The organism is Streptomyces araujoniae (assembly GCF_050871195.1).
Lineage (GTDB): Bacteria > Actinomycetota > Actinomycetes > Streptomycetales > Streptomycetaceae > Streptomyces > Streptomyces bacillaris.
On sequence record NZ_CP194070.1, the window covers coordinates 1,779,116 to 1,797,181 of the forward strand.

General features: G+C 72.9%; 16 protein-coding genes. 12 read left to right on the plus strand and 4 right to left on the minus strand.

Translation table 11 applies throughout. The features are described from left to right. Positions 1 to 174 precede the first annotated feature (174 nt). Entirely contained in the window at positions 175 to 453 is a 279-nt protein-coding gene (gene pspAA, locus ACQ9ZG_RS07600; RefSeq protein WP_018486713.1) for a PspA-associated protein PspAA, read from the minus strand. A gap of 13 nt (positions 454 to 466) precedes the next feature. Beyond that, on the minus strand, positions 467 to 1,249 hold the full coding sequence (locus tag ACQ9ZG_RS07605) for a PspA/IM30 family protein (RefSeq protein ID WP_026237280.1): 783 nt from the start codon (positions 1,247 to 1,249) through the stop codon (positions 467 to 469). A 298-nt stretch (positions 1,250 to 1,547) separates the two neighbouring features. Between ACQ9ZG_RS07605 and ACQ9ZG_RS07610 the strand changes: the two genes are divergently transcribed. The 3 genes from ACQ9ZG_RS07610 to ACQ9ZG_RS07620 all read left to right on the plus strand — a co-directional run bounded on the left by ACQ9ZG_RS07610 (position 1,548) and on the right by ACQ9ZG_RS07620 (position 4,231). After that, positions 1,548 to 2,147: a DUF3043 domain-containing protein gene (locus ACQ9ZG_RS07610; RefSeq protein ID WP_026237281.1), complete on the plus strand. Its 600-nt coding sequence runs from the start codon at positions 1,548 to 1,550 to the stop codon at positions 2,145 to 2,147. Between the two features lie 74 nt (positions 2,148 to 2,221). Beyond that, positions 2,222 to 2,929: a methyltransferase domain-containing protein gene (locus ACQ9ZG_RS07615; RefSeq protein WP_078507612.1), complete on the plus strand. Its 708-nt coding sequence runs from the start codon at positions 2,222 to 2,224 to the stop codon at positions 2,927 to 2,929. Between the two features lie 177 nt (positions 2,930 to 3,106). After that, positions 3,107 to 4,231: a S1C family serine protease gene (locus ACQ9ZG_RS07620; protein ID WP_050451173.1), complete on the plus strand. Its 1,125-nt coding sequence runs from the start codon at positions 3,107 to 3,109 to the stop codon at positions 4,229 to 4,231. A 64-nt stretch (positions 4,232 to 4,295) separates the two neighbouring features. On the opposite strand, the gene ACQ9ZG_RS07625 is transcribed toward ACQ9ZG_RS07620, so the two are convergent. Continuing rightward, a complete protein-coding gene (locus tag ACQ9ZG_RS07625; protein WP_006123939.1) occupies positions 4,296 to 4,505 on the minus strand; it encodes a hypothetical protein in 210 nt (69 codons plus the stop codon). Positions 4,506 to 4,605: 100 nt separating this feature from the next. On the opposite strand from ACQ9ZG_RS07625, the gene ACQ9ZG_RS07630 reads away from it, so the two are divergent. From ACQ9ZG_RS07630 to ACQ9ZG_RS07645, 4 genes are all read left to right on the plus strand, one after another. Continuing rightward, entirely contained in the window at positions 4,606 to 5,808 is a 1,203-nt protein-coding gene (locus tag ACQ9ZG_RS07630; RefSeq protein WP_499280164.1) for a bifunctional adenosylcobinamide kinase/adenosylcobinamide-phosphate guanylyltransferase, read from the plus strand. 365 nt (positions 5,809 to 6,173) lie between these two features. Next, positions 6,174 to 7,289 carry a nicotinate-nucleotide--dimethylbenzimidazole phosphoribosyltransferase gene (gene cobT, locus ACQ9ZG_RS07635; protein WP_499280166.1) on the plus strand — a complete coding sequence of 372 codons (1,116 nt, stop codon included), beginning with the start codon at positions 6,174 to 6,176 and terminating at the stop codon, positions 7,287 to 7,289. A gap of 119 nt (positions 7,290 to 7,408) precedes the next feature. Then, positions 7,409 to 9,190, plus strand: a complete 1,782-nt coding sequence (locus ACQ9ZG_RS07640; protein WP_109914111.1) for a phosphatidylglycerol lysyltransferase domain-containing protein — start codon at positions 7,409 to 7,411, stop codon at positions 9,188 to 9,190. Beyond that, entirely contained in the window at positions 9,187 to 9,984 is a 798-nt protein-coding gene (locus ACQ9ZG_RS07645; RefSeq protein WP_258312499.1) for a hypothetical protein, read from the plus strand. Before ACQ9ZG_RS07640 ends, ACQ9ZG_RS07645 begins: the two co-directional genes overlap by 4 nt. On the opposite strand, the gene ACQ9ZG_RS07650 is transcribed toward ACQ9ZG_RS07645, so the two are convergent. Further along, entirely contained in the window at positions 9,924 to 10,688 is a 765-nt protein-coding gene (locus ACQ9ZG_RS07650) for a hypothetical protein (protein WP_109917630.1), read from the minus strand. The genes ACQ9ZG_RS07645 and ACQ9ZG_RS07650 overlap by 61 nt on opposite strands. A gap of 89 nt (positions 10,689 to 10,777) precedes the next feature. Between ACQ9ZG_RS07650 and ACQ9ZG_RS07655 the strand changes: the two genes are divergently transcribed. From ACQ9ZG_RS07655 to ACQ9ZG_RS07675, 5 genes are all read left to right on the plus strand, one after another. Then, positions 10,778 to 11,563 (plus strand): adenosylcobinamide-GDP ribazoletransferase, encoded by a 786-nt coding sequence (locus tag ACQ9ZG_RS07655; RefSeq protein ID WP_499280168.1) that lies wholly within the window; start codon positions 10,778 to 10,780, stop codon positions 11,561 to 11,563. Between the two features lie 393 nt (positions 11,564 to 11,956). After that, complete coding sequence (locus ACQ9ZG_RS07660) at positions 11,957 to 13,516, plus strand: leucyl aminopeptidase (RefSeq protein WP_084996018.1); 1,560 nt, start codon at positions 11,957 to 11,959, stop codon at positions 13,514 to 13,516. A gap of 345 nt (positions 13,517 to 13,861) precedes the next feature. Beyond that, positions 13,862 to 15,250 carry a dihydrolipoyl dehydrogenase gene (gene lpdA, locus ACQ9ZG_RS07665; RefSeq protein ID WP_084996017.1) on the plus strand — a complete coding sequence of 463 codons (1,389 nt, stop codon included), beginning with the start codon at positions 13,862 to 13,864 and terminating at the stop codon, positions 15,248 to 15,250. Positions 15,251 to 15,311: 61 nt separating this feature from the next. Further along, positions 15,312 to 17,099, plus strand: coding sequence for a 2-oxoglutarate dehydrogenase, E2 component, dihydrolipoamide succinyltransferase (gene sucB, locus ACQ9ZG_RS07670; protein WP_018486727.1), 1,788 nt, complete (start codon positions 15,312 to 15,314; stop codon positions 17,097 to 17,099). Between the two features lie 149 nt (positions 17,100 to 17,248). Then, a complete protein-coding gene (locus ACQ9ZG_RS07675; protein ID WP_109916438.1) occupies positions 17,249 to 17,872 on the plus strand; it encodes a GntR family transcriptional regulator in 624 nt (207 codons plus the stop codon). Positions 17,873 to 18,066 lie beyond the last annotated feature (194 nt).

The following is an 18,066-nucleotide window of genomic DNA, read 5'->3' on the forward strand; positions in this document are numbered from 1 at the left end:
ACGGTACGGCGTGCCGGGTACGGAACCGTCCCCGCCGGGTGCCGGGACGGCCACGACCGGTGCGCCGGGCAGCGCCGTGCCCCGCGTCGGTGACCGGCGGACCGGACCGGCGCGGGGCACGGGCTGACGTACACGTGTCCGTACGAGTGCTGGTGGAGGCGGGGCCTCCGCTGTTCAGTTCGGGATGAGTCCGTCGTCGCTGAGCATCGCGCGCACCTCTTCGAGGGTCGCGTCGGGTGCGGGCAGGATCAGCTCCGACGGCTCCAGGGAGTCGTCGGGCAGTGGAGCGCCCAGCTCACGCACCTTGTCGAGCAGGGCGTTGAGCGTGGTGCGGAAGCCGGGGCCGTCGCCGCTGTCCATCTCCTTGAGGAGGAGATCGTCCAGCTCGTTCAGCTCGGCGAAGTGACTGTCGGCCAGCTTGACCTGGCCCTCCCCCATGATCCGTACGATCATGACGCCGCCCTCACTACTGCTTGTCGAACTTGTGCGGGGACTGCTGCGGCTGCTGCGCGGTGCCCTGGGCACCGCCCTCGATCGCCTGCTGCGAGGACGAGGAGCCGCCGGCCAGCTCTGCCTTCATGCGCTGGAGCTCCAGCTCCACGTCCGAACCGCCGGAGATCCGGTCCAGCTCGGCGGCGATGTCGTCCTTCGCCGTGCCGGTCGGGTCGTCCAGGGCGCCGGAGGCGAGCAGCTCGTCGATGGCGCCGGCCCGCGCCTGGAGCTGCTGCGTCTTGTCCTCGGCCCGCTGGATCGCGAGGCCGACGTCGCCCATCTCCTCGGAGATGCCGGAGAAGGCCTCCCCGATCCGGGTCTGCGCCTGGGCCGCCGTGTAGGTCGCCTTGATGGTCTCCTTCTTGGTGCGGAAGGCATCGACCTTGGCCTGCAGCCGCTGGGCCGCGAGGGTGAGCTTCTCCTCCTCGCCCTGCAGCGTCGTGTGCTGCGTCTCCAGGTCGGTGACCTGCTGCTGGAGGGCGGCGCGCCGGGACAGCGCCTCACGCGCCAGGTCCTCACGGCCCAGCGCCAGCGCCTTGCGGCCCTGGTCCTCCAGCTTGGCCGACTGGCCCTGCAGCTGGTTGAGCTGCAGCTCCAGGCGCTTGCGGGACGTCGCCACGTCGGCGACGCCGCGACGCACCTTCTGAAGCAGCTCCAGCTGCTTCTGGTACGAGTAATCCAGGGTCTCGCGCGGATCCTCGGCCCGGTCAAGGGCCTTGTTTGCCTTCGCGCGGAAAAGCATCCCCATACGCTTCATGACACCGCTCATGGGCTTCGCGCGCCCCCTTCTGACGGACTGAGCTCCAGCACTCCCGATAGAACCCACAGTACGGGCCCTGCCTCTATTACCGCACTGTTCGAGTGCGGATGTGCTCCTCCCCAAGGACGAGTGCACCCCGCCGCCGCTCCCGCCCAGGGTGTAGGCGGCGGTCGGGGAAACCGGTGGTTAAGGCCTGTTCTGCCCCTGTCGGGTGCCTACAGGGACGCCGTCCGTTGCCGGATCGTTCCCGCCCGGGTCCACGCGTCCGCGGGCCGACCCCGTACCCTTGGGTTTTGTGTTCCGTAGCCGTGCCAAGACAGAGAAGGCCCCCACCGATCAGGTGACGGCGGACCTCTCCAAGCAGCCCCGCGACCCGCAGGCTCCCAAGGGTCGCCCCACCCCCAAGCGCAGCGAGGCCCAGACGCAGCGCCGCCGTGCCGCGTCCAGCGCGCCGACCGACCGCAAGGCGGCCGTGAAGCGCCAGCGGGAAGCGCGCCGCGCCGACCTGGCCCGCCAGCGCGAGGCCCTGGCCTCCGGCGACGAGCGCTATCTGCCGGTCCGCGACAAGGGCCCGGTGCGGCGCTTCGTCCGTGACTACGTGGACTCGCGCTTCTGCGTCGCCGAGTGGTTCCTGCCGCTCGCCGTGATCATCCTGATCCTCAGCGTGATCCAGGTGCAGAACATCCAGAGCATCTCGCTGCTGCTCTGGATGGGTGTGATCATCCTGATCGTGATCGACTCGATCGGTCTGTCGATCCGGCTGAAGAAGCAGCTGCGGGAGCGCTTCCCGGACACCCCCAAGCGCGGTGCGGTCGCCTACGGCCTGATGCGCACGCTCCAGATGCGTCGTCTGCGGCTCCCGAAGCCGCAGGTCAAGCGCGGAGAGCGGCCCTGAGCACGGAGGTCTCCGGCGCTCCTGGACTCTGTCCGGCGGGCCCCGGGTCCGTGCGGGACAGCGTCCGCCAGGAGCTGGTCGCCCGGCAGCTGGACGAGCAGATAGCCGGGCGCTTCCCGGTCGGTCAGCGGCTGCGCGTCCTGGACGTCGGCATGGGCCGGGGCGTCCAGGCGCTGCGGCTCGCGCGGGCCGGTCACTCGGTGACCGGCCTGGAGTCGGACGCCGCCCTGCTGGGCGTGGCCCGTGAGGCGCTGTCGACCGAGCCCGAGGGCATCCGGGAGCGGGTCCGGCTGATCGAGGGGGACGGCCGGGAGACCGGTGTGCACTTCCTGCCGGGCAGCTTCGACGTGGTGCTCTGCCACGGCGTCCTGATGTACGTCGAGGAGCCCGACCCGATGCTGGCCGGGCTGGCCCGGATGCTGGCGCCGGGCGGCCTGCTCTCCCTGCTCGTACGGAACGCGGACGCGCTCGCGATGCGCCCCGCGCTCGCCGGTGACTTCGGCGCGGCCCTGGCGGCCTTCGACTCGGCCACGTACACCGATGACCTCGGCACCACCGTGCGGGCCGACCGGCTGGAGGCGCTGCGCGCCACCCTCGCCGGGATCGCCGCCCCGCTGCACGCCTGGTACGGCGTGCGGGTCTTCACGGACAACGTGGCCGACGGCACCGAGCTGCCCGCCGGGGAGCTGGAGCGGGTGCTGGCCCTGGAGGACCGGGCGGCGCGGACCGACCCGTACCGGAGCGTCGCGGCGCTGCTGCATCTGTGCGGGGTGCGCGGCTAGGAAGCGGGCCCGGGAGCCGTACGGCGGTGGGTTCCGGGCCGTACGGCGGTGGGATTCAGGCCGTACGGGGTGGCCTCACGGGCCGTACGCCGACGGCTCTCGCCGGCTGTGCGGGGCGGCCCTCGTTCGGCCCATCAGCAGAGGCACCCGAAAGGGTGGGGGCACCAGACTCCGGTTATGGAGATTCCGGTTCTGGACGACGCATCCCCCTCGGCTCCCCGCTCCCCCCGCCGCGTACGGCGTCTGCTGCTTCCCCTGTCCGCGGGGGCCTGCGCGCTGGCCCTGGCGGCCGGGTGTTCCGGCGCGGATCCGGCCGCCGCCCCCGCCGCCCCGAAGGCCGTCCCCTCCGGTACGGCCCAGGGCTCCGTGACGCGTGACACGGGCGATCTGGAGGCCGCCTACCAGGCCGTCATCAACGACGTGCTGCCCTCGGTGGTGCAGATCGACGCGTCTGACAGCCTCGGCTCCGGGATCGTCTACGACGACAAGGGCCATATCGTCACCAACGCGCATGTGATCGGCGAGGAGAAGTCGTTCAAGGTCACCGTCGCCACCGGGGAGACGGTGATGGACGCCTCGCTGGTCTCCTCCTATCCGGAGCAGGACCTCGCGGTCATCAAGCTCGACGAGGTGCCCGACGCGCTGAAGCCCGCGAAGTTCGGTGACGCGGAGAAGGTCGAGGTCGGGCAGATCGTGTTGGCGATGGGCTCGCCGCTCGGCCTCTCCAGCAGCGTCACCCAGGGCATCGTCTCGGCGCTCGGCCGGACGGTGAGCGAGAGCCGCTCGGGCGGCGGCACCGGCGCGACCATCGCCAACATGGTGCAGACCTCGGCGGCGATCAACCCGGGCAACAGCGGCGGGGCGCTGGTCAACCTGCGGAGCGAGGTGATCGGCATCCCGACCCTGGCGGCGACGGACCCGCAGCTGGGCGACAGCGCGGCGCCGGGCATCGGGTTCGCGATCCCCGTCTCGATGGTGCGGACGGTCGCCGACCAGATCATCAAGGACGGCAAGGTCACCGACTCGGGCCGGGCGGCGCTGAACATCACCGGCCGTACGGTCGTCGACGACTCCTACCGGCCGGCCGGGGTCGCGCTGGTGAGCGTGGACCGGGGCGGGGCCGCGGACGAGGCGGGGCTGCGGGCCGGGGACATCGTCACGAAGATCGGGGACTCCGAGGTCACCACCGTCACCTCGCTCTCCGAGGCGCTGGCGGGTGACAAGCCGGGCGACAAGGTGACCGTGACGTACACCCGGGGCGGCGACAGCAGGACGGCGGAGGTCACCCTCGGGGAGATCTGAGCCCGGTGGGCGGCGGAAGGGGCGGTACGGGAGATTCCGTACCGCCCCTTCCGGTGTCCGGGTCTCAGGCTCCGTCGGCCTGGAGGCTCATCGGGCCGTAGATCTTCGTCGAGTCCTCGAAGAGCGTCACCTGGGCGGCACCGCCCTCCAGCAGTTCCTTCCAGTACTCCCCGATCCAGGACTCCGCGTCGCCCTGGGTGGTGAACTCCTCCGGCTGCAGCGCCGGCTCCGTCTCCGTACCGTCGGACTTCTCGAACCGCCACGTCCACGCCATGTCCGCCTCCTGGGTCACGTTGCTGCCCGATCCTGGGTCAGTTGCTGCCCGAAGCCTAGCCGGGCGCGCACCTGGCGGGGGGACGCGGGAGGATCAAGGTGTGGAACTGACTCTGCTCGGCACCGGAGCCCCCGAAGGACTGCCCCGCCCCTCCTGCCCCTGCGCGGTCTGCGCCCGGGCTCGCGGCCCGTGGGCGCGGGCCGCGACCGCCCTGCTGGTCGACGACGCGCTGCTGCTCGACCTGACCCCGGGGGCGGTCTTCGCGGCCGCCCGCGCGGGGCACTCGCTGAGCGCGGTACGCCAGGTGCTGCTGACCCATCCGCACGACGGGCCCGCCGTCGAGCTGCCGCCCGCCCTGCCGCCGGCCGGGCGGGTGCCGGACGGCCAGGTGCTGACGCTGATCAGCGGGCACCGGGTGCGGGCCGCGCCGATGGACGCGCCGGGGACCGGTTACGAGGTCGGCTCACCGGACGGCGAGCGGCTGCTGTACCTGCCGCCCGGGGCCGCGCCCGCCGGTCTCGACGGGCGGGCGGAGCGCCCCTACGACCTGGTGGTCTGCGATGTGGTGGGGCGCCCCGACGCCGTGGCGCGGCTGCGCGCGGTGGGCGCGGTCGGGCCGGCCACCGAGGTGATCGCGGTCCATCTGGACCACGACGCCCCGCCGGGTGCGGCGCTGGACCGGCTCCTCGCGGCGGCCGGGGCGCGGGCGGTGCCGGACGGGACGACGCTGACGGTGGGCGCGTATCCGGTGGTGCCGGACGCGCCGCGCCGGGTGCTGGTGACGGGGGGCGCCCGGTCGGGGAAGTCGCTGGAGGCGGAGCGACGGCTGGAGACCTTCCCCGAGGTGGTGTACGTGGCGACCGGCGGGCGGCGGGACGGGGATCCGGAGTGGGCGGCCCGGGTGGCGCTGCACCGGGAGCGCAGGCCGGGCGCCTGGCGGACCGAGGAGACCTGCGAGCTGGTGGGGCTGCTGGCGGCGGAGGGGCCGCCGCTGCTGATCGACTGCCTGGCGCTGTGGCTGACCGACGCGATGGACCGGGTGGACGCCTGGGAGGACGTGCGGTGGCGGGAGAGCGGTGAGACCGCTCTGCGGGCGCGGGTCGCGGAACTGGTCGCGGCGGTGCGCGGGACCCGGCGCCAGGTGGTGCTGGTGACGAACGAGGTGGGTTCGGGCGTGGTCCCGGCGACCCCGGCGGGACGGCGCTTCCGGGACGAGCTGGGGCGGCTGAACGCGGCGGTGGCGGCCGAGTGCGAGGAGGTCCTGCTGGTGGTGGCGGGGCAGGCGGTGGTGGTACGGGGGTGAGGGGGGCCGGGCTGGGTGGGGGGCCGGACGGGGAGCGGGGGGCCGGGCAGGACGAGGGGGTCCGGACGGGTGAGGGATCCGGGTGGGGTGGGGGCGTCTGGGCGGGGGCGTTGCGCCCGTGACGAGGCCTCGGGTGGGGCCGGCTCAGGGGTGAAGAGGTCTCACGCGGCGGCTCCGCGTCCGTGAACAGGTCTCACGCGGCAGCCCCACGCCCGTGGCGGGGCCCCGGGGCGGTGCCGCGCCCGTGAAGGGGTGTCACCGGTGCCGGACTGCTCCCTCAGGGCGGGCGGTACTGTTCCCGGCAGGGGCCCGGCGCCGGGTTCCCGGACCGGAAACCGACGTGACGACCCGCGAGGCAGACCTCCGTGAATCTGGACGACTTCTCCGACCTGATCGAACGCCCCGACGGGGGTGTCCGGCGCGACGCCGAGGAACGGCGGGAGCGGCTGATCGTCCCGCCGGGGGCGCTGGGCCGGCTCGACGAGCTGGGCGAGTGGCTGAGCGCCGCGCAGCAGTCCGTTCCGGTCAGGGCCGTCGAGCAGCCGCGTGTGGTCCTCTTCGCCGCCGACCACGGGGTGGCGGAGCTGGACGTCTCCGGGCGGGCCGCGGGCACCACCCATGAGCTGGTCCGGGCGGCCCTGGACGGGGCGAGCCCGGTGGCGGTGCTGGCCCGGCGCTTCGCGGTGCCGCTGCGCGTCGTGGACGCGGGCGTCGACTGCGACCCGGAGCTGCTGCCCGAGTCCGTCGTACGGCACCGGGTGCGGCGGGGATCGGGGCGCATCGACATCGAGGACGCCCTCACCGCCGAGGAGACCGAGCGGGCCGTCCGCCTGGGCATGGCCATCGCCGACGAGGAGGCCGACTCCGGCACCGATCTGGTGGTGCTCGGGGACCTGAGCGTGGGCGGGACCACGGCCGCCGCCACGCTGGTCGCCGCGCTCTGCGGCACCGACGCGTCGGTGGTGACCGGGCGCGGTGGTGCGGGCATCGACGACCTGGCCTGGATGCGCAAGTGCGCCGCGATCCGGGACGCGCTGCGGCGGGCCCGGCCGGTCCTCGGTGACCAGCTGGAGCTGCTGGCCACGGTGGGCGGGGCGGATCTGGCCGCGATGACGGGGTTCCTGCTCCAGTCGGCGGTGCGGCGGATGCCGGTGATCCTGGACGGGGTCGTCGGGGCGGCCTGCGCACTGGTGGCGCAGCGGGCGGCGTTCCGGGCGCCGGACTGGTGGCTGGCGGGGCAGGTCAGCGGGGAGCCCGCGCAGTCGAAGGCGCTGGACCGGATGGCGCTGACCCCGCTGCTGGACCACGGGGTGACGGTGGGCGAGGGCACGGGGGCGCTGCTGGCCCTGCCGCTGGTGCAGGCGGCGGCCGCGCTCGCCGCCGAGCTGCCGGAGCGTACGCCGGTGGCGGCCGAGGAGGACGCCGAAGGCCCCTCCGAGATCCCGGACGCGGACGACGTGACGGTGCTCGACGCGACCTGAGGGGGCGTGACCGGTGGGCGGGGCGGGCGGCGGCGGGGGCGCCCGCCGCCCTCCTCCCCGTACCCCCGCGCACTCCACACCCGCCCATATGTCTGTAATGCGCCATATGATCCTCTCCTATGGGAGAGGTTCGATCGGCCGAAGAGGCAGCCCGGCGCAGTACCGCTCGGTCCCGGCGCAGTGCCGCGTTCGCCATCTGGTACCTGCGCGTCGTCTCGTTCATCAATTTCCTGAGCGCCGTCTGGGTCACGTTCGGCCAGGACCTGCGCCGCCACAACACCGAGAACTACTTCACGCCGTACCTGCTCACCGCCGGGTTCTCCTCCGGGGTCATCGCCCTGTTCCTGGCGGTCACGATGCGGCGGCGGAAGCGGGCCGCCTGGATCGTGAACACGGTCCTCGGCGGGCTGGTGCTCCTGGCCCTGATCCTCGCGTTCTTCTTCGCGGAGATCCGGCAGCACGCCCAGAACTGGGTCTCGCTGGCGCTGACGGCGGCCTTCGTCGTGGCGCTGGTGCTGGGGCGGCGGGAGTTCTACGCCAAGGGCGACCGCTCCAACCCGAAGCTGGCGGCCCTGGTCGCCGTGGTGGGGCTGCTGGTCACCTCGCTCATCGCGACCGCCCTGGTCACCGTCACCAACACCGCCCACGACGGCTACCGCTCCACCTTCCTGGACCGCTGGCGCTACGGGGCGCTGCGGCTGGTCTCGGTGGCCGCCGACGACTCGCGCTTCCCCGGGATCACCACCCCCGGCTGGGTCGACGTGGTCATCAACATCCTCTCGACGCTGCTGCTGATCGCCGTCGTCTACGCCGCGTTCCGCTCCCGCCGGGCGGTCGACCCGCTCTCCGCCGAGGACGAGGCGAAGCTGCGCGCCCTGCTGGACAAGCACGGCGAGCGGGACTCGCTCGGCTACTTCGCGCTGCGCCGGGAGAAGAGCGCCGTGTGGTCCCCGACCGGGAAGGCCGCCGTGGTCTACCGGGTGGTCGGCGGGGTCTCGCTGGCCTCCGGCGACCCGATCGGCGACCCGGAGGCCTGGCCCGGCGCGATCGACCCGTGGCTCGCCGAGGCCCGGGAGCACGGCTGGATCCCGGCCGTGATGGGGGCGAGCGAGGAGGCGGGCACGGTCTACGCCCGGCACGGGCTGGACGCCTTGGAGCTGGGCGACGAGGCGATCGTGGAGACGGCCGAGTTCACGCTCGACGGGCGGGCCATGCGCGGGGTGCGCCAGGCCTACAACCGCGTCAAGCGGGCCGGTTACGAGGTGACCGTCCGGCGCCACGCGGACATCCCCGAGGCGGAGATGGCCGAGCTGGTCCGGCGTGCCGACGAGTGGCGCGACGGGGCCACCGAGCGCGGCTTCTCCATGGCGCTCGGCCGGCTCGGGGACCCGGCGGACGGGCAGTGCGTGATGCTGGAGTGCCGGAACGCGGGCGAGGGCGGGGAGCAGGGCGAGCTGCGGGCGCTCCTCAGCTTCGTCCCCTGGGACCCCCACGGCCTCTCCCTGGACCTGATGCGCCGTGACCGCGAGGCGGAGAACGGTCTCACGGAGTTCATGGTGATCCAGCTGCTCCAGCGCTCCGGCGAGATCGGGATCACTCAGGTCTCGCTCAACTTCGCCATGTTCCGCTCCGTCTTCGAGAGGGGATCGCGGCTCGGCGCGGGACCGGTGCTGAGGCTGTGGCGTGCGCTGCTGGGCTTCTTCTCGCGCTGGTGGCAGATCGAGTCGCTCTACCGGGCCAACGCCAAGTACCGACCGATCTGGGAGCCGCGTTTCATGTTGTTCGAGAAGAGCGCCGATCTGGCGCGCATCTCCGTCGCGGCGGGCCGCGCCGAAGGGTTCCTGGAGGCGCCGGGGCTGCCCAAGTGGCTGCACCGCGCGCGTCTCGGCGCCCCGAGATGAGCACCACCCGGACGGGCAGCACCGGAACGGGCCGATCCGGAACAGCCGGCTCCGGGACGCGGACGGGTCGCTTCCCGGCGCTCCGCCGGGCCGCGCTGCGCGAGTGGGGCCCGCTCTTCACCACCGTACGGAACGGGCTCCGCGAGCGCGGGGTGCGGGCGCTCGCACTGACCCTGACCGCGGTGACGCTGACCGCGACCGTCCAGCTGGTCCAGAACCAGTCGTGGGGCCACGGCCCCGTGCAGGCCCTCGGGGCGGTGCGGGCCGAGGATCCGGTGTGGCTGGCGCTGCTGCGCACGCCTCTCTCGCTCTTCGTCCCCGCGCTCGATCTGCCGGTGTGGGGCGCGCTGGCGCAGATCCTGCTGGTGTTCGGCATCGCGGAGGTGTGCCTGGGGCGGTGGCGGACGCTGGTGATCGCGTACGTGGCCACGCTCGCGGGGACGCTGTACGCCCGGGTCGGCATCGCGCTCGGCCCGGACGCGTTCCTGGGGCTGCCCGCCTCGGACGCGCAGGTGGTGGACACCGGGCCGTCGGCGGCGGTGGTGGGGCTCGCGGTGTACGTCTGCCATGCCCGGCGGGCCTGGTTCACCGGGGCGCTGGTGATCGTCGCGATGGTCGTGGAGGTCCTGGTCAAGGACAACCTGGCGGGCCGGGAGCATCTGGCCTCCATCGCCGCGGTCCTGGTGGTCTGTGCCGTACGGGAGTGGCTCGGGCGGCGGCGGGCGGGCCGGGATCAGGACTTGCGGGCCGGTGGCAGCGGGGTGCGGTCCGGGGCGCCGCCGATGAGGTCCTGAAACTTCCGGCGCGGGCCCGCCCACCGCACGTCGTGGTGGTAGGCGCGCAGCACCGCCCTGGAGCGGGCGCGGTGGCGGTTGCGGTAGAACCGCCTGGCCCAGGGCGAGGTGGGGCGGGCCAGGCGGAGCGCGCCGACCAGCGCGACGAACGGGACGAGGGTGCCCACGACCGCCATCCGGGTCTTGCCCTTGAACAGCGTGATCAGGACGAAGCAGAAGTTGATCACGTACGTGGTGATGACGCCGAGCCTGCCCTGCTGCTCCTCGTCGCTCACGTCGTTCACGCCGAGCGGGGAGAATCCCGCCAGGACCAGCACCACCAGCGAGGCGGTCAGCACGACCACCTCCACGCTCTGGCGGCCCTCCTCGGTCCAGTAGACGTCGTCCAGGTGGAGGATCAGCGCGAACTCGTCCAGCACCAGCCCGGCCCCGACCCCGAAGACCACCGCGCAGAGGCCGGCGGCCACCCCGTGCCGCCCGGACGCCACCGCCCCGAAGCCGCCGACCACCGTCAGCACGACCCCGGGCACCACATGGTGGATGTGCAGCCCGCCCGGGGTGATGTTGCGGAACGGGCCCTTCCCCGCGCGGATCATCCGCGTGATCGTGCGCGTGATCGCGAAGGTCAGGACGAAGGCGGCCAGCGCGAGGAGCAGGGGGAGCTTGCCCGGCTCGGCGATGTTGGTGTGCCACCAGATACCCATGCCACCCGCTCCCGATTTCTGGCTTTTCATCACTTCCAGCATGTTTCGCGCCAATCTATCGGGCGGCGGGAGCGGCTAGCCTGCCCGCGGTGACCTCCCTGAACGGCCATGGCCTGCGTTTCGCCTTCGGCACCCTCACCGTGCTGCCCGTCCGTGTGACCCGCTGGGACCGCGCGACCGCGCGGAGCGGCATGCTCCTCGCCCCGCTCGCCGGGCTCGTCGTCGGGCTGCTCGCCGCCGTGCTCGGCGCGCTGTCGCTGCTGGCCGGGTCGGGGCCGCTGCTCGCCGCGGTCGCCTCCGTCGCGGTGCCCGCCGCGCTCACCCGGGGGCTGCACCTGGACGGCCTGGCGGACACGGCGGACGGGCTGGGCAGCGGGAAACCGGCGGAGGAAGCGCTGCGGATCATGAAGCAGTCCGACATTGGGCCGTTCGGTGTCATCACCCTGCTCCTGGTGCTGCTGGCCCAGGTCGCGGTCCTCTTCCAGCTGTACGGGGAGGGGGGCTGGGCACGCGGCGCGCTCGGGGCCGTCGTGGCGGCCGCCGCCGCCCGGCTCGCGCTCACCCTGGCGTCCCGTCAGGGGGTCCCGGCGGCCCGGCCGGAGGGGCTCGGCGCGGTGGTGGCGGGCACGGTCCCGGTGGGCCGGGCGGTGGCCGCGGCGGTGGCGGTGGTAGCCCTGTGCGCGGCGGCGGGCGCGGCGTACGGCCCGTACGGGGCAGTGCACCACGCCCTCGCGGTGGTGGCCGCCCTGGGCGCCGCCGAACTCCTGCTGCGGCACTGCGTTCGGCGGTTCGGCGGGGTGACCGGGGACGTGTTCGGCGGGGTGGCGGAGACGGCGGCGACAGCGGCCCTGGTGGTGCTGGCGCTCGGACCCTGACACCGCGAGGGCCTGCGCGCCCTGTCCCGGCCCCGACGCCGTGAGCGCCTGCGGCACCCGCCCGGTCCCGACGCCGTGCGGACCCGGACACCCGCCCGGTCCCGACGCCGTGCAGGCGGGCCGGACGCCGTGCGGGCTCGCGGGCCCGTCGGCGTACCGGCCGAAACCCCCGGCGCCCCGGCGGAGTCCCGCCCCGTACCGGCGCGAAACGGTTCCCCGTCCGGCCGGAACCGACCGCCTTACCGGTCGGGAACCGCCCGCCGCCGTAACTCCGGGCGAACGGCGCGCGTAGGCTCGTTCACGGCACGTCGCACAGACGTCTACGATGCGCCGGGCACGGTCGCCCCACCCCTCGGCCGAACAGGAACTCAACGGAAGCGAGAATTCACCACCGTGACTGCTCTCACTCTCAGCACTGCCGGTGCGGCGACGCTGCGCGCCGACGCACTCGTCGTCGGCGTCGCGAAGGGCGCCGGCTCCAAGTCGGGGAACCTGGTCCTCGCGCCGGGCGCCGAGGCCGTGGACAAGGCGTTCGACGGAAAGCTCGCCTCCGTTCTCGCGACCCTGGGGGCCGTGGGAGCCGAGGGCGAACTGACCAAGCTGCCCGCGCCGTCCGGCCTCAAGGTCCCGGTCGTCGTCGCGGTCGGACTCGGCCCGGTCCCGGACAAGGAGGACGCGTACGACGCCGAGGCGCTGCGCCGTGCCGCGGGCACCGCCGCCCGTGCGCTGGCCGGTTCCAAGAAGGCCGGGTTCGCGCTGCCCGCCGGCTCCGTCGAGGACGCCGCGGCCGTCGCGGAGGGCGCCCTGCTCGGCTCGTACGCCTTCACCGCCTACCAGGGCGGCGAGAACAAGCTCGCCCCCAAGGACGCCAAGGCCAAGGACAGCGGCCCGAAGCTCCCGCTCGCCGAGATCGCCCTCGTCGGCGCCAAGCCGCGCGACAAGGCGTACAAGGCGGCCGTCGAGCGCGCCCTCGCCCTGGTCGAGGAGATCAACCGCGCCCGCGACCTGATCAACACCCCGCCGAACGACCTGTACCCCGAGTCCTTCGCCGCCGTGGCCACCGCCGCGGGCAAGGAGCACGGCATCAAGGTGCAGGTGCTCGACGAGAAGGCGCTCGTCAAGGGCGGCTTCGGCGGTCTCCTGGGCGTCGGCCAGGGCTCCACCCACGGCCCGCGCCTGGTGAAGCTCGCCTACACCCACCCCAAGGCGGAGAAGACCCTCGCCCTCGTCGGCAAGGGCATCACCTACGACTCGGGCGGCATCTCGCTCAAGCCGGCCGGCCACAACGAGACGATGAAGTGCGACATGAGCGGTGCCGCCGCCGTGTTCGCCGCCGTCGTCGCGGCCGCCCGCCTGGGGCTGAAGGTCAACGTCACCGGCTGGCTGGCGCTGGCCGAGAACATGCCCTCCGGCAACGCCACCCGCCCCGGTGACGTGCTGCGCATGTACAGCGGCAAGACCGTCGAGGTCCTCAACACCGACGCCGAGGGCCGGCTCGTCCTGGCCGACGCGCTGACCCGCGCCTCGGAGGAGAAGCCGGACGCGATCGTCGACGTGGCGACCCTGACCGGCGCGATGGTGCTGGCGCTCGGCAACCGCACCTTCGGGATCATGGCCAACGACGACGCCTTCCGCACCTCGATCCACGAGATCGCGGAGGAGGTCGGCGAGGCCTCCTGGCCGATGCCGCTCCCGGCCGACCTGCGCAAGGGCATGGACTCCCCCACCGCCGACATCGCCAACATGGGCGAGCGGATGGGCGGCGGCCTGGTGGCCGGTCTCTTCCTGAAGGAGTTCGTGGGCCAGGGCATCGCCTGGGCCCACCTGGACATCGCGGGCCCGGCCTTCCACGAGGGCGCCCCGTACGGCTACACGCCCAAGGGCGGCACCGGCTCCGCGGTCCGCACCCTGGTGCGGCTGGCCGAGCGCACCGCCGACGGCGACCTGGGCTGAGTGATCGTCCGCGTACGGCCCCGGGCATAGGTCCGGGGCCGTACGTGTTGTCCCGGCGAAAGCGGCCAGGAGGGTGACGGAGGACGGCCGGGGTTTCGCTCTCGATGAACACCGGCCGAATCCGTAGGCAACTACGCAGCAGTAACCCTCCGGAACGGACGATCATCCGTCCCGGACCCGGGCCCCGCGTCCCGCTCACCGTCGACAAGTGCGAAGATGGGTTCTCGGCAGGACAGGGCCCCCACCACAGGGCCGAAGACAAAAGCGGCCGAACACCAGCCGACCGGCCGGTCACACCCCAGCGACGGGGCCCGGCGTACGGCGCACATGCATGGAGGACGTGACGTGGCGAACGACGCCAGCACCGTTTTCGACCTAGTGATCCTCGGCGGTGGCAGTGGCGGTTACGCCGCGGCCCTGCGCGGAGCGCAGCTGGGCCTGGACGTCGCCCTGATCGAGAAGGGCAAGGTCGGCGGCACCTGCCTGCACAACGGCTGCATCCCCACGAAGGCACTGCTGCACGCGGGCGAGATCGCGGACCAGGCCCGCGAGTCGGCCCAGTTCGGCGTGAAGGCCACCTTCGAGGGCATCGACATGGAGGCCGTCAACAAGTACAAGGACGACGTGATCGCGGGCCTGTACAAGGGTCTCCAGGGTCTCGTCGCCTCCCGCAAGGTCCACTACATCGAGGGCGAGGGCAAGCTCTCCTCCCCCACCTCGGTGGACGTGAACGGCCAGCGCGTCCAGGGCCGCCACGTGCTGCTGGCGACCGGCTCCGTGCCGAAGTCGCTGCCGGGCCTGGAGATCGACGGCAACCGGATCATCTCCTCGGACCACGCGCTGAAGCTGGACCGCGTCCCGAAGTCGGCCATCGTGCTCGGCGGCGGCGTCATCGGCGTCGAGTTCGCCTCGGCGTGGAAGTCCTTCGGCACCGAGGTCACGGTCGTCGAGGGCCTGAAGCACCTCGTCCCGGTCGAGGACGAGAACAGCTCGAAGCTTCTTGAGCGCGCGTTCCGCAAGCGCGGCATCAAGTTCAACCTCGGTACGTTCTTCGAGAAGGCCGAGTACACGCAGGACGGCGTCCGCGTGACCCTGGCCGACGGCAAGACCTTCGAGGCGGAGATCCTCCTCGTCGCGATCGGCCGCGGCCCGGTCTCGCAGGGCCTGGGCTACGAGGAGCAGGGCGTCGCGATGGACCGCGGCTATGTCCTGGTCGACGAGTACATGCAGACCAACGTGCCGACGATCTCGGCCGTGGGCGACCTCGTCCCGACCCTCCAGCTGGCCCACGTCGGCTTCGCCGAGGGCATCCTCGTGGCGGAGCGGCTCGCCGGCCTCAAGGCCGTCCCGATCGACTACGACGGCGTGCCCCGGGTGACGTACTGCCACCCCGAGGTCGCCTCCGTCGGCATCACCGAGGCCAAGGCCAAGGAGATCTACGGTGCGGACAAGGTCGTCGCCCTCAAGTACAACCTCGCGGGCAACGGCAAGAGCAGGATCCTGAAGACCGCGGGCGAGATCAAGCTCGTCCAGGTCAAGGACGGTGCCGTGGTCGGCGTCCACATGGTGGGCGACCGCATGGGCGAGCAGGTCGGCGAAGCCCAGCTGATCTACAACTGGGAGGCGCTGCCCGCCGAGGTCGCCCAGCTCATCCACGCCCACCCGACGCAGAACGAGGCGATGGGCGAGGCGCACCTGGCGCTGGCCGGCAAGCCCCTCCACGCCCACGACTGATCCCCCGTTCCGGGCGCGACGACCGACCACTTCCGCATTTTCGTAAGGAGCAACTGAAACCATGTCGGTTTCCGTAACCCTTCCGGCGCTCGGCGAGAGCGTCACCGAGGGCACTGTCACCCGTTGGCTGAAGGCCGAGGGCGAGCGCGTCGAGGCCGACGAGCCGTTGCTCGAGGTCTCGACCGACAAGGTCGACACCGAGATCCCGGCCCCCGCGTCCGGTGTCCTGGCCTCCATCAAGGTCGCCGAGGACGAGACCGTCGAGGTCGGCGCCGAGCTGGCCGTCATCGACGACGGCTCCGGCGCTCCGGCCGAGGCCGCGGCTCCGGCCGCCGAGGCGCCTGCCGCCCCGGCCGAGGAGGCCCCGGCCCCGGCTGCCGAGGCCCCCGCCGCTCCGGCCCCCGAGGCCGCGGCTCCGGCCGCCTCCGGCGGTTCCGCCGAGGGCACCGACGTCACCCTCCCGGCGCTCGGCGAGAGCGTCACCGAGGGCACCGTCACCCGCTGGCTGAAGGAGGTCGGCGAGGAGGTCGCGGAGGACGAGCCGCTGCTCGAGGTCTCCACGGACAAGGTCGACACCGAGATCCCCGCCCCGGTCGCCGGTGTGCTGCTGGAGATCGTGGTCGGTGAGGACGAGACCGCCGAGGTCGGCGCCAAGCTCGCCGTCATCGGTGCTCCGGGCGCGGCCCCGGCCGCCGCTCCGGCGCAGCCCGCCGCCCCGGCGCAGGAGGCCCCGAAGGCCGAGGCCCCCAAGGCCGAGGCTCCGAAGCAGGAGGCCCCGGCGGCTCCCGCCCCGGCTCCGGCCGCCCCCGCTCCGGCTCCCGCCGCCCAGGCCCCGGCGGCCCCCGCCGCTCCGGCACCGGCCCCCGCGCAGCCCGCCCCCGTCACCCCGGCACCGGCCGCCCCGGCCGCGCCCTCCGGTGACGACGGCGCCTACGTGACGCCGCTGGTCCGCAAGCTCGCGGCCGAGAACAACGTCGACCTGGGCGCGGTCAAGGGCACCGGCGTCGGTGGCCGTATCCGCAAGCAGGACGTCGTCGCCGCCGCGGAGGCCGCCAAGGCCGCCGCCGCCGCTCCGGCGCCCGCCGCTCCGGCCGCCGCCAAGGCGCCGAAGCTGGAGGCCTCCCCGCTGCGCGGTCAGACGGTCAAGATGACCCGCATGCGCAAGGTCATCGGCGACAACATGATGAAGGCGCTGCACTCGCAGGCCCAGCTGACCTCGGTCGTCGAGGTCGACATCACCAAGCTGATGAAGCTGCGCAACCAGGCGAAGGCCGCGTTCGCCGCCCGTGAGGGCGTCAAGCTGTCCCCGATGCCGTTCTTCGTGAAGGCGGCGGCCCAGGCGCTGAAGGCCCACCCGGTCATCAACGCCCGGATCAACGAGGACGAGGGCACCATCACGTACTTCGACTCAGAGAACATCGGCATCGCCGTGGACGCCGAGAAGGGTCTGATGACCCCGGTCATCAAGGGTGCGGGCGATCTGAACATCGCCGGCATCTCCAAGAAGACCGCCGAGCTGGCCGGCAAGGCGCGCGGTGGCGGGCTGACCCCGGACGACATGTCCGGTGCCACCTTCACCATCAGCAACACCGGTTCGCGCGGTGCGCTCTTCGACACCGTCATCGTGCCGCCGAACCAGGCCGCCATCCTGGGCATCGGTGCCACGGTCCGCCGCCCGGTGGTCATCGACCACCCGGACCTCGGCGAGACCATCGCGGTGCGCGACATGACGTACCTCTCGCTCTCCTACGACCACCGTCTGGTGGACGGCGCGGACGCCGCCCGCTACCTGACGTCGGTCAAGGCGATCCTGGAGGCCGGTGAGTTCGAGGTCGAGCTGGGCCTCTGAGCGCTCCGGCTGTAACCAGCCTCACCAGCGGCGCCCCCGTCCGGAACACCTTCCGGGCGGGGGCGCCGCCGTATTGTCTAAACACCACGGGCGGCCGCCGCCACCGTGATGATGTAGGCAGCACCGGTCTGCCCCCGAAGGAGCACCTCATGGCCCCGCCCGTCGTCCACTCGCTGCGCGAACAGATCCGCGAGCACATCGTGGAGGGGATCGTCAGCGGGCGCTGGAAGCCGGGCGAGCGGATCGTGGAGCGCCGGATCGCCACCGAGCTGGAGGTCAGCCAGACGCCGGTCCGGGAGGCGCTGCGCGAGCTGGAGACGCTGCGGCTGATCGAGTCGGCCCCCAACAAAGGCGTCCGGGTCCGCAATCTGACGGCCGCCGACCTGGAGGAGAGCTATCCGGTGCGGGCCGGTCTGGAGCAGATCGCGGCGGAGCTGGCCGCCCCGCTGCTGGGCGGGGACTGCTCGGCGCTGGAGCCGCATGTGGCGGCGCTGTACGAGGCGGACCGGCTGGCCGACGGCGAGGCGCAGGTGCGGCACACGGTGGGCTTCCACCGGGAGATGGTCCGGGCCGCCGGGAACGCGGTGCTGCTGCACACCTGGGAGGGGCTCGGCATCGAGGTGTTCACCGCCCTGTCGATCCGCTGGCTGGGCACGGTCCAGAAGTCGTACGCGGAGGAGCACCAGGCGCTCGTCGACGCGTTCCTCGCCCATGATCCGCAGATCGGCACGCTGGTGAAGGCCCACGTGCTGGGCTGCGCGCCGCGCGCCTAGGGCCGCACGGACCGCACGCCGCCCGGACCGAAGCCGCACAGGCTGTCCGAGCCGGACGCGGCCGTCCGATCATCTGGCGTGTGACCTGCTCTTCCGTGCAGGTCAGCGCCCTTTTTGCGTGCTTTTTCGCGTCACTCCGTGCCCCATTCCGAGGCACCCCATGCCACTTTTCTTCGTATCGAGAAGTTTTGCCT